Origin of the sequence: Kitasatospora sp. NPDC051853 (genome assembly GCF_044452665.1) — a bacterium.
Classification (GTDB): Bacteria; Actinomycetota; Actinomycetes; order Streptomycetales; family Streptomycetaceae; genus Kitasatospora.
Map to the genome: position 1 here is coordinate 103,823 of NZ_JBITBY010000018.1, position 19,989 is coordinate 123,811.

Genomic DNA, 19,989 nt, shown 5'->3' on the forward strand with positions numbered 1-19,989 from the left:
CCACGGCCGGCCCGGGTACCCGCCGGTCGCCCTGGTCGTCACCGATGCCGGACCCCTCGCCTTGGCCAACCGGCAGGAGAAGGTGGCGGCGCTGGCGCGCGACGCCGTCGGTGCGGCCTGGTGGACCATGCCCGGCGGCAAGGCGGGCGGTGACGGCTGGCACGAGTACGACGACGCCGTACCGGTCGTCGCCACCACCCTTCAGTTGCTGGCCGAGCACGGCCCGCTCGGGCCCGTGTGGTGGCGCTTCGGCCGCGCCGGGCGGTCCTCCCTGCTGGAGGCGTTGGACAGCCCGCACACCCGCGAGGCCTACGACGAGCGCCAACAGGCCCGTGAGGAGAAGGCCCGCCAGGAGCACGCCGAGCTGATGGCCACCCTGGCCTGCTCCGACTGCGGCGACATCCCCCGCCAAGAGCACGGCACGGAGTACGGCCCCCGAGGCGCGCAGCAGTGGGTCCGCCGTCCGGGCGGCCGCTGCTGGGGCTGCCACCAGCAGATCCAGGAACACCGCAAGAAGCAGCGGGAGGCCAAGGCGAAGGCGCGCCTCGAGGCGGCCCGCGAAGCCAACGCGAAGCTGCGCCCGTGCTGGACGTGCCGGGGCTCGATCGGGGGTAAGGAGGGTTCGCGGCGGGAGCTGACCGAGGTGGCCGGCCCCAACCGGCTGGAGTGCCCGGACTGCGAGAAGACCCGCAGGGACAAGAAGCTCGGCCGGCTGGTGCTTCCGCTGCCCACCCTCCGGGAGCAGTTGGCCGCCCGCGTCTCCACCCCGGCCGACCCGTGGTGGCAGCTGCGGGTGCAGTACGCCACGCTCTACCCGGCCAAGGACCGCCGGTGAGCGCTCGTCCCGCCCCTGTCGCGGGGGCTGTCGGGCCTCCTATCACGTGGGGCGCTGTCGCGCCCGGTGACCTGCACGGACACCTGCCCACCCCCGGGTGAGACCCGGACGCGACAAGGCCCGGGCAGCGCGCGCGTGCCCACCAGGGGCGGAGCGATTCGGTATTCCGTGATCTGACGATGCGTTAGTTTGTGTCTCGTAGTGTCCGTGGCCGGTCAGGGCCGACAACTGTGCGGGAGATCAAGGGTGTTGACAGAGGCAGTGCTCCAGCTGATGGCTACCGGGGGTGCCGCGATCGTGGCCGCTGCCGCGACGGACGCCTGGAACGGTACGAAGGGCGGCGTGGCCCGGCTGTTCGGCCGCGGCGATGCGGGGGAGGAGCAGCGCATCTCCGTTCAGCTCGACCGCATCCCGCTGCAACTGGAGCAGGCGCCTCAGGCGCAGCAGGAGCAGGTCCGGACGGTGCTCGCCGACCGCTGGCGGGTGAAACTGACCGAGCTCCTGGAGGAGAACCCGGAGCTCGAGGGCGAGCTCCGGGCGCTCGTCGAGCAGGTTCAGGCGTCCGTGCCGCAATCGCAGCAGACGTTCATCCAGAACAACCACTCACACGACAACTCCCGGCAGCACATCGTCCAGCACGGCACCATCGTGATCAACGAGGGCCCGGCAACTCGGCAAGGGTCATGACCTCCGACGGCCGTAGAGGCACGCAGAACAACACCTCGCGCGACAACTCCCGGATGTACGTCGCCGAGAACATGACTGTGGCGGAGCCGCCAGGGGAGGCCGGCCACCGGGCGAAGCACCGTAGTTGGGTCAAGTGGGGCATCGTCATACTCGTGATCATCGTGGCCGTGGGGACCTTCTACGTCGTCAGGCTTGATGAGCACGCCCAGGTGTCCAACGACCTTGCCCGGCATGGCCCGGAGCTCAAATCCGATCTCGCGCTCTCACAGGTATCGGCCTACGTCACCAGAGGCGGCGAAGGAGAGGAGCGTGACGTCACGGACGCCAGCGCGCCGGTCGAGAAGCGGACCGGGCTCCAGGGGGCTGGCATCGACCTGACGCTGGGGAACGTCGCCAACGGCACCTCGTTGGTCACGAAGGCCAGCATCACGTTCAACTCACTGCGGTCACTGCCTCCGTGCGCTTCCACTGGCGGGCCTCTGGTCATCACCGCGAACTACCAGTTCACGCTCCCCGAGGACCAAGGGCCCGTTCCGCCCGCCAAGCCCTTCACCCTCACGAAGACGATCAGCCACGAAGTCGTCGCCAACAAGCACGACCGCCTCATGCTCACCGTGGGGATGCCCACCATCGTCGAGGGCGTCTCGCCGTGGGTCGCGGTGGTGGACGTCGTCCTTGAGCACGACGGTGGCCAGCAGCTCAAGACCGGCCCCATCGCCATCCTGTACCCCGGTTACCAGTACGACTTCTACCCCGACGGCGACGACTGGAAGATTCCGACAGAACCCAATGTGGGGTGCATCGCCGAGAACCGTGAGCTGCTCGCCGAAGTGCTGAAGACGCCGAACCTCGTCCTCGCCAAGGAAGTTGCCAGCCTGGACCGCATCCTGCGGAACTACAGGGGATAGGGGCCGCCGCCCCGAGCCGCCCTGCTGGCCGCCCCCGAGGTGGCGCGTCGGAGCCGGAGTGGCGGGGCCATGGTCAGATGGCCGCTGTCCCTGGCCCCGCCACTCCGTGTAGTGAGCGCCCGCTGCTCCAAGCCGTCGTGCTCGGCCACCGCGTAGTTCTCCAGGCCGGGCGGCTGGGGCCCGGCTACCCGACCCCGGCCGCCGGCCCGGCCCCTACGCGGCCCCCGGGGCAGCCCGCGAAGCCAACGCGAAGCTACGTTCGTGTTGGACGTGTCGGGGCTCGATCGGCGGTAAGGAGGGCTTGCGGCTGGAGCTGACGGAGGTGGCCGGCCCCAACCGGCTGGAGTGCCCGCACTGCGAGAAGACCCGCAAGGACAAGAAGCTCGGCCCGCTGGTGCTGCCCGCCCGGGCGCTGGGACGCGGCCACCAGGCCGGTTCCGGCCGCGCTCGCGGAAGGCCCGCTCCGATGTCCACCACCACCTCCACCCGCTCCGACGGCGGCGGCCAGGCCGTCGGCCACCTCCCGGCGGACCCGCCGCAGGCCTCGCCGGGCCGGGACAACCCGCCGTCCGGCACCACCGTGGGCACCTCCGCCCCCACCTCCACGCCCCGGCCGCTCCGTACCGGCAAATCCGCAGGCCAGGGGCCGGGGACAAGGGGGTCGGGCGGTGGCGACAACTCCTCTCCCTCTCTCCTTCTTCTCCGTGATGCTGCCGTTGTCGAAGACCGGAGCGGCACGGAGAAGAAGGAGAGGGAGTGGAAGTGCGGATCGACGGCCCCGGTGCGGGGCGGGGCGCTGGCCGCGCTCGGCCTGTTCCAGCGGGCCATGCCCCGAGAGCTGTGGCCGCTGGTCCTGCCCCACCAGCGCTGCGACCGGTCGGTACGCGACGCCCTGGGCGACCTGCGGGATGCCGGGAAGGTCCGCGAGGAGCTGCGTCTGCCGGACGGGCGCAAGCTGTGGTGCCTGACCCCGGCTGGCCGCCGCGACGCCGCCGGGCTCCTGCCGGCCGGGACGAAGCTCGCCTCCCCCTCGTCCGGGCCGGAGCCTGCTTCGAACGTGGTCAGCTGGTCGAGCGGAATGATGTGATTGCCGCATGACCGGCTCTCACGACGACGAACCCCCCGAGCACCTGCGCTATGCCCGATACCTGCGGGCCCTGGACAGCGTCGCGCAGGCGGAGGAGGCCGGCCTGCTGGCCACCGTCCTTCGCGACGACGACGCAGCCATGGCCGAGAGCGCCGTGAACCATCACCTCGAACGCCGGGCGGCCCAGCAGCTGACCAGCCCCCAGTTCCCCACCTGGGCCACGATGATGGCCACGGTCATTGGCGACCGCGCCTTCCTTGCCCGGCGCCTGCGCGAGTGGACTCTGCTCAGGTCTGTCGCGCTGGGCGAGCCCTGGACCGATGAGGAACTGCTGACCGCGTCCGACTGGTTCCAGCGCACCGCCGCTGCCACCCAGCTCGTCACTTCCCCTGCCGCCCTCAGCCTGCTGGCCGAGCACGGGCGCACCCGCCGTGTCCGCAACGCGGCGAGCCGCCGAACCTAACGACCGGATCAACGCCCCAGGCTGATCTGATCCACAGGTCTTGACGATTCCTCCCGCCGGGGACGGCGGCCAGCGGCTCGGCGGTGGCTGGCCTCCACAACGGCTCACCTTGGAAGCGGGTCCCCGAACCTTGGAGGCCGTCCAGGCCGGGCCGGGGAGCCTTGGAGACGGCTGCCGCCGGTGCCTCCGACACCTTGGAAGCCGGTAGCCCCGCAGCTCAACGCGTTGCTGGTGGCCGGGGAAGAAGCCTTGGCGGCCTCCCGGTGGACTGCCCCGGGCGAACCGCCGGCTTCCCGTCCCGGCCGCGGCGTATCCCCGGCCTCGCAGCCTTCGACGTCTGAGGGTGACGGAGGCGGGGGCTCCGGAGATACTGCGGGCGAAGGTCCGGCCGGGGGCCGGGCCCGGTCCGGACCGGGGGATCTGATGCGCAGGACGCTGTTCGTGAAGGGGGCGGTGCTGGCCGCCGTGGCCGGCGCGCTGCTCGCCGGGGGTGCGGTCACCACCGACGGCGACGACTACCACTCGGGTACCGGGGGCGTGGTGCAGTCGGAGAACTTCTACCCGTCGAGCGGTGGGGTGGTGCAGGCGAAGGACAACGCCTTCCCGTCGAGCGGGGGCGTGGCCCCGGTGAAGGACGACTACTACCCGGGCCACGGGGGCGTGGTGCAGGCGAAGGAGAACCTCTTCCCGTCGAGTGGTGGGGTGGCTCCGGCGGGGGTGTTGGAGTGGCCGGACTTCCTCGCCGCCCGGGCTCTGGAGGTCTGATCCGCTGACGGTGCCGCCGGCTTGGCAGCGGCACCGTGCCGGGTGTCACCGGGTGGTCCACTCCTTCCGGTCGGGCTGACCTGCTCGGCAGGACGAGGGCGGACCACCCGGCCGGGGAGCCGCTTTGAGTAGTCCACCGCCGGGTCCGCACCGTCGTCCCGCCGATCGTTCTGCACTGCGCAGAACGAGGTGATCAACCCTGTGATAACACCACGGCCAGTTGGTGCTGCTCCTCGCGGCGGTCAGCGCCGGCTGCGCGGCGAAGTTCACCGACGAGCGGTGGGCAAAGAAGGAGAGCGTCTGGAGGGACGACGGGCTGTGCACCGGCCGCCGAGGCCAAGTACACCAGCTCCTGGTGGCGCCGGACCTGACCGGCGGCCCCCTCCCCGCCGCAGGGCTGCTGACCTGCGGCGGGGAGTTTCGGCACCCTTCCTGACCTGGGCTGGTGAGTTTCGCGCTCCGGCCGACGAGTTTCCGATCCGAAGGCGGTGAGTTCCGTTTTCTGGCCCGGTGAGTTTGCCCGTCCCAGGCGGCCGCTGGCCGGTGAGTTTCCTGGATCTGCGCAGTTCAGGGGCTGGTTAGAACGGCAGCGGGCCGTTCTAACCAGCCCCCTTGCTGCTGCTCCGTCCGGGTGGCCGGCGGTTGGTCGGCTGGGCCGGGTGGGCAGAGCCTTCGGCATAGCGCCTCCTGCAACCGGCCGCCGATGTCGCCGCCGTCCGGCCCGGCTCGCCCTGCCCGCCACCGCCGCGCCGGGCGGTAGGTGGCCAGGTCGGGTGTTGGCCTGGTGGATCTGGCTTCAGGTCTCGACATCGCTGCTGGGATCATGGATCGCATGCATGAGGATTCGCACCCGTTGACGGCCTTGTGGCCGCTCGCGCCGTCTTGCAGGACCGACTGGCTCCTGGAGCTGTGCGGCGACGGCGTGACCGGGTTCATGCCTCCCGCGATGCCCGACGCGGTCTGGGTCCTCAACCCCATGTACGAACGCGAGCACGGGCCGGCCGGGCTCTCCCAGCACGAGCCCCGGCAGGGGCGGCTCGCGGATGGAAGCACCCAGCCCGCCACTTTCACCGGCGCCGACGCCGCAACGGGCGTGGCCCCGGCAGACGGCCCCGTGCGGACCGGGCACCTCGGCGAGGGCCGGCGCCGGCTGCGCTGGGCGGAGCTCGCGCAGCGCGTCGGTGATCCCGTCGTCCCCGACGGGCTGCTGCCCTCCTCCCGCTGCTTCCCCTCGGCCAGGAAGGACACCGGCTGGCCGCCCGGCATCTTTCTGCCCACGGAGGGCAGCCTGGACCGTGACACCTGGAACCGGCTGATCTCCGTCCTCACCGAGCACAGCACCGCAGGCCCGGACACCCCGTGCCTGGCCTACTACAACCCGCTGATGCTCGTGCCCACCGACTTCGAGAACCTCCACGTCCGCGCGGGACGCCTTGGCAGCGCCGAGGCCCTGTACGACAACCCCGAAGCCGGCTGCAGCCCGTCCAACCTCTGGACCGAGGACCACTCCTGGGTCCTGTGCACCGACTACGACCTGTGGGCCACCAAGGTCGCCGGACCGCCAGCCCTCATCGAGGCGCTGCTCAACGACGCCGAGATCGAGGCGGTACGACTGTCCTGGGCATCCTGACGGTCAGTCGTTGTCGCCGGCCTCGACTCTGAGCACCTGGCCAACAAGGCTGAACAGGCTGGTTGGCCAGAGCGGTGGGCCGCTCGTGGTGGGACCGGGCCTTCAGTAGCCCTGCGGGTGTGACGACAGCCAGTCGGGGTGCCGGCCTTTGAGCTCGTCGCGTTCTGCCACGGTCGCCGTGATGATGTCGATCCCGCCGTCATAGGGGTGCACCAGCCAGTCGAGGCCCGGCGGGGCGAGGATGACCCCGATCGTCACCTCGTCGGCGATTGCGCGCAGCAGCGGGTCCAGGGTCTGTGGCACGTTGGCCAGTCGGCCGGCGTAGAGGTGTGTGCGGACCTGGAACTCCGGGGCGAGGTGGTCATCCTCCATGACCGTGCGCCAGTACGTGCCGGGTGCGACGGCTTCCAGTTCGGGGCTGCGATCGACCGGCTCCGTCTGGTCGTTCGTGTTCCACGCGCAGGTGATGACCGTGAGTTCGGCCGGGGCGTCCAGGTCGGTGAGGACCGTGTGCTGCCGCTGGAGAAGGAGGCGGTACTCGGCCTCGCTGTCGGGATAGCGCTTCGAGTCCTGCAGGTAGTGGAAGCGGACCCACCGCTCCTTGAACGCCCCAAAGAGGAGATACCCGACCGGATGAGACCGCGCCCAGCGCGCCTGCCAGGCGGCCGAAAGCGCCTCCAGGTCGACCGGTAGCCCCGCGTCCGCTCCTATGATTTCCCGACCTTTCGTCCGCTTCGGTGTGACGGTCGACCATGCTTCGATCGGTCGGCGGCACAGTGCCCACGCACACCGTACGCGCGCTGATCAGGCAAGCCCGCAGGGGCTCTGCGCCGCTTGGCCAACAAGGCTGAACAGCCTGGCCATCTACCGTGCAAAGGCACAGCAGGACGGGGCGAACGTTGCTTGATGCGGCACTAGGCCCACTTGGACCGGTGCGTATCACTGTCACTCTGAGCAACAGCGATACGAGTCCGAAGGCGAGCACCCCGAGTGTCCCTGCGGGGGAGGTCAACCAAGCGCGTTGCTGCGCCACCCTGACGCGCTCTTTCCGAGCCGGCCCCTGGGCGGGCACGATGAGGGCCGGGGCCGGCCTGGTCGGCCGGGCGGCCGCGATGAGGGAGGGACGCGGGTATGGGTGATCACGAGAAGCCTCCGCCGGATCCTGGCCAGGGAACCCCGCCTCCGGGCAACGCGGACGGCCAGGTGCCGCCTCCGCCGCCCGGCGACGGCAAGCACAAGAAGTAGCCGAGCAGCATGGGGCGAACACGGTGACCACCGCCGACGACACCACCCGCCAGGGCGAGCTCGCGCTCTGGCGGGCGCGGCTGGACGAGCAGATGGCACGCGCGGGGACATGGCCCGAGTGCTCGTCCTGGATCCGCGACGCCGTCGCCGACTTCCCGCGAGACCGGTTCGCCCCCTCGCCCCTGTGGGACTGGGACGGCCATGCTTGGCGGGCTGTTGACCGCGACACTGACCCGCACCGCTGGGCCGAGCTGCTCTACGCCGACCAGCACGCCCCGGCTGTCACTCAGATCACCGCGGGCCTGCCCACCTCCAGCCTCTCCGCGCAGGCCCTGGTCGTCGACATGCTCGACTCCCTGCAGGCCGAGCCCGGCCACCAGGTGCTGGAGCTGGGCACCGGCATGTCCGCCTGGAACGCCGCCCTCCTCACCCGCCGTACCGGTCCCAAGACCGTGACCACCGTCGAAGCCGACCCCGACCTCGCGGCCGCCGCCGCGGCCCGCCTGGGTGCCCGCGGCCTGCACGTGACAGCCGTTTGCGGCGACGGCGCCACCGGCTGGGCATCGGGTGCCCCCTACGACCGGGTGGTGGCCACCTACGCCGTCGAGCGCATCCCCTGGACCTGGATCACCCAGTGCCAACCGGGCGGGCGCCTCGTCGTGCCATGGGGCCGCCTGGGGCACGTCGCCCTCACCGTCGCCGACGACCACACCCACGCCCAGGGGTGGTTCCAGGGCCTCGCCCAGTTCATGCCCGACCGCATGACTCCCAGCCACCCACGCCGCACCTACTCCGACATCCGCGGCCACGCGGACCCGGCCGCCGAGCGCTCGGTGCACCGCGACCTGACCCCGCTGCGTACGGACTGGGGGTTGCGCTTCCACCTGCGCGTCGTCCTGTCCGAGGTCGAGGTTGCCACGGCGGTCGACGGGGACGGTACGTCGGCATGGATCCACGATGGCCGTACGTCCTGGGCGAGCCTGTCCACGACGGAGTCCGGGGTCTTCGCCTACCAGGGCGGTCCGCGATGCCTGGCTGACGAGGTGGAAGCAGCCTGGGACGAGTGGACTGCGTTGGGAGGCCCGAGCGTGTACGACTACGGCATGACGGTCACGGCCGATGAACAGTGGCTCTGGGCCCTCGATGCCGAGACCGGGCCGCGGTGGAGCCCCCATCTCTGACGGAGCTGGCTTGGGGTGGACGACCCCCTGGGGCCAGTTGCGGTTGTAGCACTCGGCTCAACGACAGCACGCCCGTGCTTGACCACCGTCGGACCCTGCTTGACGGCGAACAGCGGAGGCATGTGAAGGGCGGTCAGGTCGGGGTGGCCGGCGCTGCCGCAGCCGGTCCTGCAGTGATCCGGTCAGTCTGGGCGGCGGTGATCTCCCGGATCACCAGCAGCAGCATGACCCCGGAAGCGGCGGTGAGCACTGCGACGTACGGGGAGAACATCGGATTCGGCAGGGACCGAGTGGCGAGCAGCGCCACGACGACCTTGACCAGCCGGGTCCACCACCATCCCTCGACCAGCCAGGCGCGGCTGGCGAGTCCGCTGGCACGGCGGACATCGAGTGTCACCCGGCGCGGGATCCACAGCATGGCCACCGGGATGAGCCACCCGCCGATCGCGAAGCCGGGGCTGTACCGGTGGGTGTCGGGGGCGAACGCCTCTGCGTTGAGCCGGCACCGGCGGAGCCAGCAGATCACCGCGACCAACGAAACCGCGCTGAGGAGTGTCATGGCCGGCACGGTCTGCGGGAACGTTTCCGCCGTGCCCTCTCCGGTTGCCACTAGCACGGCCTGTGCCAGCAACTCGATCCAGATCACTGCCTGTGCTACGGTCGCCGGCACTCTCGGGTCGCGCACCGCCAGCGTCACAGGAGCGGGTGCCGTACTGGGTATTCCGGGTTGCATGCTGATTCCATTCAGGAGCACTGCGGTGCTGGTTACCCGCAGAGACGGGAGAAACCTAGCGGCACCGCGGCAGCCCAGTCCACAGGCTTGATCACGGCGCCATGCCGTCAAGACGTGTGTGATGTTCGGGTGTGGTGTCAGCGGGTTGCGGCTTCGCGTCAGCGGTTGTTTGGAAGCTGAGCCACAGGTGGGGATGTGCAGCAGGGCTGGAACGCTGACGTTGGCCCGCACCTCCACTGACGTGTGGCCGCATCGGCCGGTGACTGAACCGCCCCGGGTTCGGTGGAGATCTCAGAAGCCGTTGTTGTACCGGTCTTGATGGACGTGGGTTCGATTGGTGTGGCTCGGTCGGGTGATCTTGCCGCGTGTCGGGCATGAAGGCAGGGCCCCTGGTGCAGCTCGAGGTTGTCGAGACCGTGAGCACGCCAGGAGGCCCTGTTGCCGCAGTTGTACGCCCTCGCGCCCGCGGGTTCCAACTCGGCTGCCCGGGAGTGTGATTGTCTCGCCCACAGGTTCGGGAACGGCAGGGATCGTCCGCACAGGCGTCCGAGGTACCCCTCGGACATGAGCGACGCGGAGTGGGCGGTCGTGCGTGAGGCGATGCCTGTCCCGGCCTGGCTGGAAGGCCGCGGCGGACAGCCGGAGGGCTACTGCCACCGCCAACTGGTCGAGGCGGTGCGCTACCTGGTCGCCGGCGGCATCGCCTGGCGGTCGATGCCCGCGGACTTCCCCGCGTGGGACCGCGTCTACGCGTTCTTCCGGCGCTGGCGCGACAAGGGCTTGGCCGCTGAGTTCCACGACCGGCTGCGCGAGCGGGTCCGCGAGGCTGCCGGCCGCGATCGGGAGCCGACCGCGGGGATCATCGACGCGCAGTCGGTGAAGGCGGCCGCGTCGGTGCCGGCCGCGAGCCGGGGCTTCGACGGCGGGAAGAAGGTGAACGGCCGCAAGCGTCACATCGTCGTGGACACCCTCGGGCTGCTGCTGTCGGTGCTGGTCACCGCAGCTTCTGTCACCGACCGCGACGCGGCCCGGACGCTGCTGGCCCGGATTCGCGCACGGCACTGGCGCATCACCCTGGTCTGGGCCGACGGCGGCTACACCGGACCCCTGATCGACCTCGCCCGCGATGTTCTGCGGATCGCCCTGACCGTGGTCCGACGCGCCGACGACAGCAGCGGCTTCACGGTGCTGCCGAAAAGGTGGCTGGTGGAGCGGACGTTCGCGTGGCTGATGCGCTCACGCCGCCTCGCGCGCGACTACGAGAGGCGCACCGACACCTCGGAGGCGATGATCCGCTGGTCGATGACCATGGTCATGAGCCGCCGACCCGCCCGACGAGCACACTGAACATCCCCGGGCGTTCCTCGACCAGCCAGCCCCGCGCGGCCAGCCGCTTCGCCTTCGACCGCACCCCCTCCACCTTCGCCGCAACGACCTCCAGCCCGAGTGCCGCAGCGAGTTGCCGACAGTCCATCACCTCCCCGCTCCTGTCGGCCAGAGCCTCCACGAGCCGCTGGTATTCCGGCGCGAGCGAGTCGAGAGTGAGCTTGCTCCGCTTTGACGGACACCATCGTTGTGGTGGTCAGGCTGCGAGGACGGTCTCGTACTCGGCTGGGCTGCGGTAGCCAAGGCTGCTGTGCAGCCTCCGTATGTTGTACCAGCTTTCGATCCACTCGAAGATCGCGGTGTGGGCCGCTGCCCGGCTGGGCCAGGTCCGGTTGTCGGTCAACTCCCGCTTCAGGGTGGCGAAGAACGATTCCGCGAGTGCGTTGTCCCAGCACTGTCCGGTGCGCCCGACCGACAGTCGAATATTGAACTCCCTTGCCAGGATGGCGAATTCGTGACTCGTATATTGGCAGCCGCGATCCGAATGGAACACCACCGGACCGGATGGCTGGCGGGCTCGGCAGGCGGCTCGCAGCGCGTCGGCGACGAGTTCGGTCCGCAGGTGGTCGGCGGTGGCCCAGCCGACGACGCGGCGGGAGGCGATGTCGATGACGGTGGCCAGGTAGAGCCAGCCCTCCTCGGTGGGGATGTAGGTGATGTCACCGCACCAACGTCGGTCGAGCGCTTCGTGGTTGGGCTCGAAGTCCCGCAGGAGAAGGTCGGGCCGCGCGGTGGCGTTCGGGTCGGGGACCGTAGTGCGCTGGCGACGGCGCCGGTGCAGTCCCGCCAGGCCGGCCTGGCGCATCAGCCGCGCGATGCGGCGCCGGCCGCACCGCTCACCCTCGCGCCGCAGGGCGGCATGGACGCGCGGAGCGCCGTAGCTGCCGTGCGATGTCTCGTGGACCTCGGTGATCTTCTCGGTGAGCTCGGCGTCGCGCACCGCCCGCGAGCCGGCGGCGCCGTCGCGGCGGGCGTAGAAGGCGGCACGGGAGACCTTGAGCAGCTCACACGCCCGTCTGACGTTGTGACCCGCGCGCTTCTCCGCCTCGATGAACGGGTGCACCGTCACCGGGTCTCCTTCGCGAAGAAAGCCGTTGCCCGGCGCAGGACGTCGACGTCCTCGCGCAGCCGGCGGTTCTCCCGCCGCAACCTCGCGAGCTCTTCGCGCTCGTCGCTGGTCAGGCCGTCGCGTTCGCCCGCGTCGGCCTGGGCCTGGTTCACCCAGGCCCGCACCGCGGTCTCGGTCAGGTCGAAGTCCTTGGCGACCTGACCGACCGAACGGTCCCCGCGCCGGCACAGCTCGACGATCTCGGCCTTGAACTCCGGCGTGAACGAGCGGCGAGGACGCGGCTTCTTCTTCCCCATACTCCCCATGATGGACATCATCTCTCCGGGACCCCAAGGCCCCTGATCAAGGGTGTCCGTCAAACCGGATCAAGCCCAATCTTCGCCGGAGCCGAATGACGTGACACCGGAACCAGCCGGGCCGGGGAATTTCGTGACCGCTGACACCGGCCCCGCCTCGGCGACCTGTCCGTCGCCGGGGTCGGCGTAGGACTGGCTGCGGTGTGCACCGACTCGGGCGATGCCGTCGCATTCCGTCCAGCGCCGGAAGAACGCGTAGACGCGGTCCCACGCGGGGAAGTCCGCGGGCATCGACCGCCAGGCGATGCCGCCGGCGACCAGGTAGCGCACCGCCTCGACCAGTTGGCGGTGGCAGTAGCCCTCCGGCTGTCCGCCGCGGCCTTCCAGCCAGGCCGGGACAGGCATCGCCTCACGCACGACCGCCCACTCCGCGTCGCTCATGTCCGAGGGGTACCTCGGACGCCTGTGCGGACGATCCCCGGCGTTCCCGAACCTGTGGGCGAGACAATCACACTCCCGGGCGGCCGAGTTGGAACCCGTGGGCGCGAGGGCGTACAACTGCGGCAACAGGGCCTCCTGGCGTGCTCACGGTCTCGACAACCTCGAGCTGCACCAGGGGCCCTGTCTTCATGCCCGGCACGCGCCAAGATCACCCGACCGAGCCGCACCAATCGAACCCATGTCCATCAAGACCGGTACAACAACGGCTTCTGGGGTGTTGGGGTCGGTTTGTGGGTGGTTTTGTCGTTCTCCGCTGCCGGGATCATGGTCATTGAGGTGGGTCGACCCGAGCGCAGGGCCCGGAGGCTGGAGGGCGAGTCTGATTCCGTCGATGTCTGTGTGGCTGGGGGTGTGGTGGTGTGGTGTGGGGGTCAGGCGGCGGTGGGGGTTTGGTGGGTGTGGGTGGTGTGGCGTAGGAGGTGGAGGAGGGTGGTGGTTGCGGGGGTGGGGTGTGTGGCGGCGTTCCAGAGGGCTTGGACGTGGGTGGTGGTGCGGGGGAGCCAGGGGATGAGGGTGGTTGTGCCGGTGTGGGTGGTCTCGGTGAGGGCTTTTTCGGGGAGCATGGCGACGCCGAGGCCGGCTTTGGCCAGGCCTATGGCGCCGTGGGCGGAGCCGGCTTGCAGGGTGGGGGTCTCGAGGCCGTAGGTGGTGCGCAGGTGGTGCAGCAGGGCGGTGTGGGTGGTGCAGGCGGGGTCGACGACCAGGACGTTTTCGATGGCGGGGTGGTGGCCGGGCGGGGTGGGGCGGGCGTCGCCGATGGGGACCAGGGGGAGTTCGAAGAGGGTCTGGCGGTGGAGGCCGGGGGTGGGGGGCTGGTGGGCGGGGTCGGTGACGAGGGTGAGGCCGATGTCGGCTTGGCCGGTGGTGACGGCTTGGGTGACGTCGGCGGCGCTCATGGGGCGCAGGGAGAGGGTGATGCCGGGGTGATGGTGGTGGCAGTCGCGGACCAGGGCGGCGATCTCGTATTCCATGAGCAGGGGGGGTGGAGGCGAGGGTGACGTTTCCGGTGGGCCCGGTGGGTTTGGTGGGTTTGGTGCCGGGTGTGAGTTGGCTGTGCATTTCGTCGACGGTGGCGAAGAGGTGGTCGGCGAATTGCTTGGTGGCGTGGCCGGCGGGGGTGAGTTGGACGCCGGTTGGTGTGCGGATGAACAGTTGGGCGCCGAACCGGGTTTCCAGGGCGCGGATCTGGGTGGTGACGTTGGATTGCGAGCTGCCGAGGCGTTTTGCGGTGAGGGTGAGGCTGCCGGTTTCGGCGGCGTCGCGGAAGGTTCTGAGCTGGCGGAAGGTGAAGTCCATGTGCGGGCCCCCGTGGCGCGTGGTGTGGTGGGTGCGCGTTCGTGGAACCAGCCGGCCCGGCTCTAACGGCTGCGGGGGTCGGCTGCCGTTAGATCGTGGTACGGGGGCGGCGGCTCCCGCAATCCGGGACCGGCCTGGATCGTGACGAGGTGCCAGGCCGGTTCCGGAGAGCGGGAGTCCGCCGGGTTGGGGTGGGGTCAGTGGGCGCGCTTGGTGCGTTCGTAGTAGCGGGCGGCGCGGGCCCGGTTGCCGCAGGCCGGCGAGCACCACTCGCGCCGGGGGTGGTCTTTGAGGAAGTACAGGACGCAGCCGGGTGCGTCGCAGGCGGTGACCTTGGGCATGTCGGGGCCGGAGAAGAGGTCGACGGTCTGCTGGGCGACTTCGGTCAGGGCCGCGCCGACGGGGTCGGCGCCGGTGTGGGTGGTGGCGAGGGGGGTGGTGTCGCCCCAGGTCAGTTCGCGCCAGCGGGGGACGGAGCGGACCTGGTGGTTGACGATCTCGATGGCCTCCTGGGGCGGGCGGGTGCGGTGGGCGGCGGCGTGGGTGAGCTGGCGGACCGCGTCGCGCAGGCGGCGGGTGGTCTCGAGTTCGCCGGGGTCGACGGCGAGCAGGTCCTTGTCGGGGAGGGCTTCGGTGAAGCGTGCGCGGTTGTCGCGCAGCCAGGCGGCGACGTGGTCGGTGGTCTGCAGCCCGTCCACGAAGCGGCCGCGTACGGCGTAGGTGGCGTTGGCCAGTTCGATGGGCAGGGGCTCGCCCAGCAGGGGCGCTCCGCCGCTCTCAAGGTCGTCGGCTCTCATGCTTCTAATGGTAGGCCGGACTTGCATCCGTGAGAAGCCTGTGTCACTGTTCTCATGGCAGCAGACGCCGCCAGCCGTTAGAAAACTTTGGCTACCACGTCTTGAGGAGCAACCGTGTCGAACCTTCCCGTCATCGAGCCCGCCGAGGCCCAGGGTGCCGCCGCCGACCTGCTCGCGGCCGTCCACAAGGCCCTCGGGGTGACCCCGAACATGACCAAGGTCATGGCCAACAGCCCGGCCGTCCTCAAGGCCTACCTCGAGTTCTCCGGCGCCCTGGGCGCGGGCGCCCTCTCCGCCGGCGTCCGCGAGGCCATCGCGCTGACCGTCGCCCAGGAGAACGCCTGCGACTACTGCCTCTCCGCCCACACCTACATCGCCACCAACCTGGCCGGACTCGACGAGAGCGCAGCCGCCGACGCCCGCCGCGCCAAGGCCGCCGACCCGCGCACCGACGCCGCCCTCAAGCTCTCGGTCGCGATCCTCAACACCAAGGGCGACCTGGCCGAGGAGGACCTCAAGGCCGCCCGCAGCGCCGGCCTGACCGACGGGGAGATCACCGAGGTCATCGCCAACGTCTCCCTGAACGTCTTCACCAACTACTTCAACAAGGCCGCCGGCGTGGCCATCGACTGGCCGCTCGTCAGCCACCTCGGCTGAACCCGCACCCCCGGCGCCCGCGGACACCGAATTCCCCCGTGCGGTGTCCGCAGGCTCCACTCGCGAAAACCCGACAAAAAAGGCCCTGTACGTCTGAACCCGTACCCGGAGCCCAAGGCGGCAGGAGCGGCGGCCGGACGGCCGGTTGTCCAGCCATCTCGGCTGGACCCGTATCCCTGGCGCCCGCGGACACCGAATTCCCCCGTGCGGTGTCCGCGGGCGCCACTTGGAAAGACCTGACGGAAAATGCCCTGCGCATCCATGCGCGGGGCCTTTTCCATTTTCCCTCCGAGGGGGGTATCAGAAATGACGATCCCCGCTATCGAAACCATGCCCCTTCCACCCGCGGGGAAGACGGATAACGTTGTTACCAGAAAGCGGGCACCAAGAAAAACTACCGAATGCCCCCTCGTTCACCGATTGACCACTAAGGAATCGGAATGTCGAAGACCAGCATCACCCGCCGCGGCCGCAAGGGCCTGATCACCCTGGTCGCCATCGGCGCGCTCATCGCGATGGTGCCCGCCCAGGCCGTCGCCGAGACCGACACCACCGACGGCACCGACCGCATCCACTCGGTCGAGTCCGTCCCCGACGCGGTCGCCAACAAGCTCGGCCCCGACCACGTGCTCTTCTGGGAGCGCGCGATGCTCCAGGCCACCCGCGAGGCCGGCGGCATCGCCGGCCCCATCACCCGGGCCGGCGCCGTGATGAACATCGCCATCTACGACACCGTCAACTCCATCTACAAGGTCGGCACCCCCTACCTGACCTACACCCCCGAGCTGCGCCGCAAGTACGGCGCGCTGGACGCGGCCATCGACTACGCCGCCTACACCGCGCTCAAGGCCTCCTTCCCCACCGTCAACCTCGACGACGACCTGCTGGCCGCCCGCAGCCTGGTCTCCTCCGGCAGCGCCGCCGACGTCGCGCTCGGCAAGTACTGGGGCACCAAGACCGCCCAGGCCCTGATCGACTACCGCTCCACCGACGGCTCCACCGACACCACCCCCTACACCCCGCGCCTGGAGCCCGGCCACTGGCGGCCCACCACCCCCGGCACCCCGCCCGGCGGCCCGAACTGGGGCAAGGTCAAGCCCTGGGTGATCGCCTCGCAGACCCAGTTCCGCCCGGCCAAGCCCGGCGGCTTCGAGACCGCCGAGACCCTGCTGCCCTCCGGCATCTACGCCCAGAACCTCAACGAGGTGAAGTCGCTGGGCGCGTGGAACTCCACCACCCGCACCGCCGACCAGACCGCCATCGCCCGCTTCTGGGCCAACGACCTCAACGGCACCTACAAGCCCACCGGCCAGCAGTACGACCACACCCTGGTCATCCTCAACACCTACAAGCCCAACGCCTCCTCCTTCTACACCGCCAAGCTCTTCGGCACCCTGTCCGTCGCCCTGGCCGATGCCGCGATCGTGGCCTGGGACGCCAAGTGGAGCACCGACTTCGACCTGTGGCGCCCGCAGTCGGCGGTGCAGCTGGCCGACAACGACTACAACCCCAACACCACCGGTGACCCGGCCTGGCTGCCGCTGTCCTCGGACGCCGCGGGCAACCACTTCTCCCCGCCGTTCCCGGCCTACCAGTCCGGCCACTCCACCTTCGGCGCGACCTGGGCGCAGATCATGCAGGGCTGGTGGGGCACCGACACCCTGCCCTACGAGGGCACCACCGACGACCCCAACGCCGTCGGCGTCACCCGCCACATCAGCTCCTTCTCCTCCGCCGCCGCCGAGAACGCCATCAGCCGCGTCTACAACGGCGTCCACTACCGCTTCGACACCGAAGCCGGCGTCGCCGGCGGCACCAAGGTCGGCGGCTACGTCTGGAACGCCCACCCCCTCGGCTAACCCCCGCACCACCCCGTGCCGCCATGTCCGATCCCCCGGCTCCTGGGAACCGACACAGCGACACGGGGCCAGAAGTCCGGGAGTGGGGCGACCGACCCGCCGCCGGACACAGCCCAGGACGAGGGCGCGCTAGGAGGCCACCGCCCTCGTCCTGGGCCCCACCCCTCCCGCGCCGGGAGAGGAACGCATCACCCGCACAACCCTTCCCCGACCAGCCTCCCGCCCAGGGGCCGGCCCACCGACCAGGTGGGCCGGCCCCTGGGCCGTTGGCGAGAGTGCCTGTCGCGCCCGGTACACCTCCGGGGTGTTGCCGGTGCGTTGCCGCCTGGGTGTTGCCGGGGGTTGCGGCGCGCGCAGCACCCTGACACTGCGTCAGGCTGCTGCGCACCCGGTCGACTCGGCCGGGACCCGCGCGGTGCGCGGGGTGGAGCGTTCTTGGAGGCTGAGGGTGCAGTGCTCGATGTTCAGGAGGCCGGGACCGGTTACGGCGCTGGCCATGTCCGCCGGGACGGGCACGGCGGTGCCGTCCGGGCCGGGCGGCGCTCCAGCGCCGCAGTGCGAGTCCCGCCGTGCCGGGTCGCCGACGCCGGTGGTGCCGTTCTTCGGCCGGCTGGCCGTCGGCGCGGCCGGACGGCCTGCTCCCGTGCGCCCTTCATGAGCTGCCCGCGGGTGAGGAACATGGGGCGGCCGCCGCACTCCGCGGCACGGCGAGGGCAGGGGCCGGGCGATCCGGTCGAAGAGGCAGGCATGGGCGGGCTTCAGCCGCTGGACGACAATCTCAACACCGAGTGCAGAGCCTTCGCCGAGGCCTTACGCGAGCTTGTTGACGAACTGGGCCTGTCCTGCCGCCGCCTGGCGGCCCGCGCCTTCGTCAACCCCGGCACCCTCTCCCGCTACCTGGCCGGCACCCGCGTCGCCCCGTGGGAGTTCGTGGAGGAGCTCCTGCGCCAGATCGGCGAGTTGCGCGGAGCTGAGATCGACCGGCGCACCAGGGAGCGCCTGCACCGGCTGCGGGTGGCGGCGCTGCGCACCAGCGCCTCGATCAGCCTGGCCGTCCACGAGCTGGAGGGACAGCTCAAGGCGGCGGACAAGCAGGCGCAGCTGACCAGTGCTCACGAGGAGGAGCTCGGTCACGCGCTGGAGGGCTACCAGTATCTGCTGGCCGACATCGAGCAGCGGCTGAGGACGCTCGAGGAGGACCGGGCCCCGGTGGCGCCGGTTTTGATCGCAGCGGATGCCCCGCCGGTCCTTCTGGCCGCCGAGGTTCAGCCGGTCCTGGTGGATGACCTGCAGGTGATACTCGCCGAGCGCGACGCCCTGGTGGTCCAGGTCGGCCGGCTCAGCCAGGAGTTGGAAGCGGTGCGCCGGCACGCGGCGTTCGCGGAGGCCCGCTGTGAGCTGCTGGAGCGCCAGCTGGCCGTGGTCGAGCACCAGCAGGGCACCACCGTGCTGCCCGAGCCCGAGCTCGTGCGGATCGTCCGCCCGCGGCTTGCCTCGGGGGTGCGGCCCAAGGTGCTGCTGGTCGACGACCAGCCGCCCAACCTCTTGGCCTTGCAGGCGGTGCTGAACACCCACGACCACGAGGTGGTCAGTGCCTCCTCCGGGGAGGAGGCACTGCGGGCCCTGCTGGAGTCCGACGACTTCGCCGTCATCATCCTGGACGTCCAGATGCCGGTGATGGACGGCTACGAGACCGCCGCCCACATCAAACGCCGCGCCCGTACCCGCGACATCCCGATCATCTTCCTGACCGCCATCGGCAACGACCCCGAGCACTCCATGCGCGGCTATGCCGCCGGCGGCGTCGACTTCATCGTCAAGCCCTTCGACCCCTGGGCGCTGCGCGCCAAGGTGGCGGTGTTCGTGGAGATCTACCTTGAGCGCCGCGCGTACACCACGGGCGGAGGCTGATGGGAGCCGGTGGGTACAGGAAGCAGCAGAGGGTGGCCGCACCCACCAGGGGTGCGCCACCCTCGTGGACCCGCGCCGCAATACGCGAGCCCGACCCTGTTCCATGGTGGAGCCACGACGCCAGGGAGATCCGGCTGTGTGGCCGGAATCAGCGTTGTGGAGAGATTGTCACCGCAGCGCACCCGGTTCAACCACTCCCTGGTCAAAATTGAATGAAATCAAGCCGTTACACGCGTCGACCAGCGCATTCGCGTGCCGGTTCCCTCTAGGGGACTACCCGTTTGGGTTCACGGGAGAAGACGTTTCCGAATCAAACGGCTTGACGGCTTGGGAACAGATTGTAGTGCTGGGGTTACAGATGAGAGACTCCTGCTGCTCGACGCCAAGGGGCCCGCAATCCCCTGTTGAGCAGCCAAGTAGTGGAGCCACACCGCACGACCCGCGCGAGGGGCGCGGGCCGTGTGAGACCAGGAGGATGCGCGCCGCCATGCCCGGCGCGCACCCGAAGAGGTCCCGTCGTGATGCCTAAATTCCGAATCTAGGAGGAATCATGCGTTCGTTCACTTCACGAAGCCACCCGCGCCCGGGGGGCCTTCCCCCTGATGTGAGGACACCGGACACTGGATCTTGATGGTTCAGGAGAACGGAGTCCCTGTGGGGATGAAGCACTACCCGCCGGAGTT

The 19,989-nt window shown here is 70.2% G+C and carries 19 protein-coding genes and 1 pseudogene; 12 read left to right on the forward strand and 8 right to left on the reverse strand.

Features of this window, described 5'->3' with window-relative positions; all coding sequences use genetic code 11:
• Positions 1 to 61: 61 nt before the first annotated feature.
• The 7 genes from ACIA8O_RS37325 to ACIA8O_RS37355 all read left to right on the forward strand — a co-directional run bounded on the left by ACIA8O_RS37325 (position 62) and on the right by ACIA8O_RS37355 (position 6,375).
• Positions 62 to 835: a hypothetical protein gene (locus ACIA8O_RS37325; RefSeq protein ID WP_396298514.1), complete on the forward strand. Its 774-nt coding sequence runs from the start codon at positions 62 to 64 to the stop codon at positions 833 to 835.
• Positions 836 to 1,096: 261 nt separating this feature from the next.
• Complete coding sequence (locus ACIA8O_RS37330) at positions 1,097 to 1,522, forward strand: hypothetical protein (RefSeq protein ID WP_396298515.1); 426 nt, start codon at positions 1,097 to 1,099, stop codon at positions 1,520 to 1,522.
• Positions 1,523 to 1,575: 53 nt separating this feature from the next.
• On the forward strand, positions 1,576 to 2,430 hold the full coding sequence (locus tag ACIA8O_RS37335; RefSeq protein WP_396298516.1) for a hypothetical protein: 855 nt from the start codon (positions 1,576 to 1,578) through the stop codon (positions 2,428 to 2,430).
• Positions 2,431 to 2,731: 301 nt separating this feature from the next.
• Entirely contained in the window at positions 2,732 to 3,517 is a 786-nt protein-coding gene (locus tag ACIA8O_RS37340; RefSeq protein ID WP_396298517.1) for a hypothetical protein, read from the forward strand.
• Between the two features lie 7 nt (positions 3,518 to 3,524).
• Positions 3,525 to 3,980, forward strand: a complete 456-nt coding sequence (locus tag ACIA8O_RS37345) for a hypothetical protein (RefSeq protein ID WP_396298518.1) — start codon at positions 3,525 to 3,527, stop codon at positions 3,978 to 3,980.
• A 423-nt stretch (positions 3,981 to 4,403) separates the two neighbouring features.
• The gene (locus ACIA8O_RS37350) at positions 4,404 to 4,745 is read left to right on the forward strand and encodes a hypothetical protein (RefSeq protein WP_396298519.1); all 342 of its coding nucleotides are present in this window, start codon (positions 4,404 to 4,406) and stop codon (positions 4,743 to 4,745) included.
• A 946-nt stretch (positions 4,746 to 5,691) separates the two neighbouring features.
• A complete protein-coding gene (locus ACIA8O_RS37355; RefSeq protein WP_396298520.1) occupies positions 5,692 to 6,375 on the forward strand; it encodes a hypothetical protein in 684 nt (227 codons plus the stop codon).
• A 102-nt stretch (positions 6,376 to 6,477) separates the two neighbouring features.
• Here ACIA8O_RS37355 and ACIA8O_RS37360 read toward each other — a convergent pair whose 3' ends face one another.
• Positions 6,478 to 6,747, reverse strand: a complete 270-nt coding sequence (locus ACIA8O_RS37360; protein WP_396298521.1) for a hypothetical protein — start codon at positions 6,745 to 6,747, stop codon at positions 6,478 to 6,480.
• A gap of 896 nt (positions 6,748 to 7,643) precedes the next feature.
• Between ACIA8O_RS37360 and ACIA8O_RS37365 the strand changes: the two genes are divergently transcribed.
• A complete protein-coding gene (locus ACIA8O_RS37365; protein ID WP_396298522.1) occupies positions 7,644 to 8,801 on the forward strand; it encodes a protein-L-isoaspartate O-methyltransferase in 1,158 nt (385 codons plus the stop codon).
• A 133-nt stretch (positions 8,802 to 8,934) separates the two neighbouring features.
• On the opposite strand, the gene ACIA8O_RS37370 is transcribed toward ACIA8O_RS37365, so the two are convergent.
• Positions 8,935 to 9,447: a DUF4328 domain-containing protein gene (locus ACIA8O_RS37370; RefSeq protein WP_396298523.1), complete on the reverse strand. Its 513-nt coding sequence runs from the start codon at positions 9,445 to 9,447 to the stop codon at positions 8,935 to 8,937.
• Between the two features lie 651 nt (positions 9,448 to 10,098).
• Here ACIA8O_RS37370 and ACIA8O_RS37375 point away from each other — a divergent pair.
• Complete coding sequence (locus ACIA8O_RS37375) at positions 10,099 to 10,881, forward strand: IS5 family transposase (protein ID WP_396298524.1); 783 nt, start codon at positions 10,099 to 10,101, stop codon at positions 10,879 to 10,881.
• Between the two features lie 235 nt (positions 10,882 to 11,116).
• On the opposite strand, the gene ACIA8O_RS37380 is transcribed toward ACIA8O_RS37375, so the two are convergent.
• The 6 genes and pseudogenes from ACIA8O_RS37380 to ACIA8O_RS37405 form a co-directional block, all read right to left on the reverse strand.
• Complete coding sequence (locus tag ACIA8O_RS37380; RefSeq protein ID WP_396298525.1) at positions 11,117 to 11,989, reverse strand: IS3 family transposase; 873 nt, start codon at positions 11,987 to 11,989, stop codon at positions 11,117 to 11,119.
• Positions 11,986 to 12,285: a transposase gene (locus ACIA8O_RS37385; protein WP_396298526.1), complete on the reverse strand. Its 300-nt coding sequence runs from the start codon at positions 12,283 to 12,285 to the stop codon at positions 11,986 to 11,988. The genes ACIA8O_RS37380 and ACIA8O_RS37385 overlap by 4 nt, the downstream gene beginning before the upstream one ends.
• Before the next feature lie 69 nt (positions 12,286 to 12,354).
• The gene (locus ACIA8O_RS37390) at positions 12,355 to 12,726 is read right to left on the reverse strand and encodes a transposase (RefSeq protein ID WP_396298527.1); all 372 of its coding nucleotides are present in this window, start codon (positions 12,724 to 12,726) and stop codon (positions 12,355 to 12,357) included.
• Between the two features lie 431 nt (positions 12,727 to 13,157).
• Positions 13,158 to 13,757 (reverse strand): LysR family transcriptional regulator substrate-binding protein, encoded by a 600-nt coding sequence (locus tag ACIA8O_RS37395; protein ID WP_396298528.1) that lies wholly within the window; start codon positions 13,755 to 13,757, stop codon positions 13,158 to 13,160.
• Between the two features lie 193 nt (positions 13,758 to 13,950).
• Positions 13,951 to 14,082: pseudogene (locus ACIA8O_RS37400) on the reverse strand (LysR family transcriptional regulator); the annotation flags it as partial.
• A gap of 197 nt (positions 14,083 to 14,279) precedes the next feature.
• A complete protein-coding gene (locus tag ACIA8O_RS37405) occupies positions 14,280 to 14,879 on the reverse strand; it encodes a CGNR zinc finger domain-containing protein (RefSeq protein WP_396298529.1) in 600 nt (199 codons plus the stop codon).
• 114 nt (positions 14,880 to 14,993) lie between these two features.
• Between ACIA8O_RS37405 and ACIA8O_RS37410 the strand changes: the two genes are divergently transcribed.
• The 3 genes from ACIA8O_RS37410 (at position 14,994) to ACIA8O_RS37420 (ending at position 19,306) form a co-directional block, all read left to right on the forward strand.
• Positions 14,994 to 15,536 (forward strand): carboxymuconolactone decarboxylase family protein, encoded by a 543-nt coding sequence (locus ACIA8O_RS37410; protein ID WP_396298530.1) that lies wholly within the window; start codon positions 14,994 to 14,996, stop codon positions 15,534 to 15,536.
• Positions 15,537 to 15,976: 440 nt separating this feature from the next.
• A complete protein-coding gene (locus tag ACIA8O_RS37415; protein WP_396298531.1) occupies positions 15,977 to 17,395 on the forward strand; it encodes a phosphatase PAP2 family protein in 1,419 nt (472 codons plus the stop codon).
• A gap of 747 nt (positions 17,396 to 18,142) precedes the next feature.
• Positions 18,143 to 19,306: a response regulator gene (locus ACIA8O_RS37420; protein ID WP_396298532.1), complete on the forward strand. Its 1,164-nt coding sequence runs from the start codon at positions 18,143 to 18,145 to the stop codon at positions 19,304 to 19,306.
• The last annotated feature ends 683 nt before the right edge of the window (positions 19,307 to 19,989 follow it).

Bases quoted from the DNA above. Each gene is read 5' to 3' on its own strand.
- ACIA8O_RS37420 (WP_396298532.1), top strand. From the start codon at position 18,143: ATGGGCGGGCTTCAGCCGCTGGACGACAATCTCAACACCGAGTGCAGA.
- ACIA8O_RS37360 (WP_396298521.1), bottom strand. From the start codon at position 6,747: ATGGAGGATGACCACCTCGCCCCGGAGTTCCAGGTCCGCACACACCTC.
- ACIA8O_RS37415 (WP_396298531.1), top strand. From the start codon at position 15,977: ATGTCGAAGACCAGCATCACCCGCCGCGGCCGCAAGGGCCTGATCACC.
- ACIA8O_RS37405 (WP_396298529.1), bottom strand. From the start codon at position 14,879: ATGAGAGCCGACGACCTTGAGAGCGGCGGAGCGCCCCTGCTGGGCGAG.
- ACIA8O_RS37395 (WP_396298528.1), bottom strand. From the start codon at position 13,757: ATGGAATACGAGATCGCCGCCCTGGTCCGCGACTGCCACCACCATCAC.
- ACIA8O_RS37350 (WP_396298519.1), top strand. From the start codon at position 4,404: ATGCGCAGGACGCTGTTCGTGAAGGGGGCGGTGCTGGCCGCCGTGGCC.
- ACIA8O_RS37385 (WP_396298526.1), bottom strand. From the start codon at position 12,285: ATGGGGAAGAAGAAGCCGCGTCCTCGCCGCTCGTTCACGCCGGAGTTC.
- ACIA8O_RS37390 (WP_396298527.1), bottom strand. From the start codon at position 12,726: ATGAGCGACGCGGAGTGGGCGGTCGTGCGTGAGGCGATGCCTGTCCCG.
- ACIA8O_RS37375 (WP_396298524.1), top strand. From the start codon at position 10,099: ATGAGCGACGCGGAGTGGGCGGTCGTGCGTGAGGCGATGCCTGTCCCG.
- ACIA8O_RS37355 (WP_396298520.1), top strand. From the start codon at position 5,692: ATGCCCGACGCGGTCTGGGTCCTCAACCCCATGTACGAACGCGAGCAC.
- ACIA8O_RS37335 (WP_396298516.1), top strand. From the start codon at position 1,576: ATGTACGTCGCCGAGAACATGACTGTGGCGGAGCCGCCAGGGGAGGCC.
- ACIA8O_RS37345 (WP_396298518.1), top strand. From the start codon at position 3,525: ATGACCGGCTCTCACGACGACGAACCCCCCGAGCACCTGCGCTATGCC.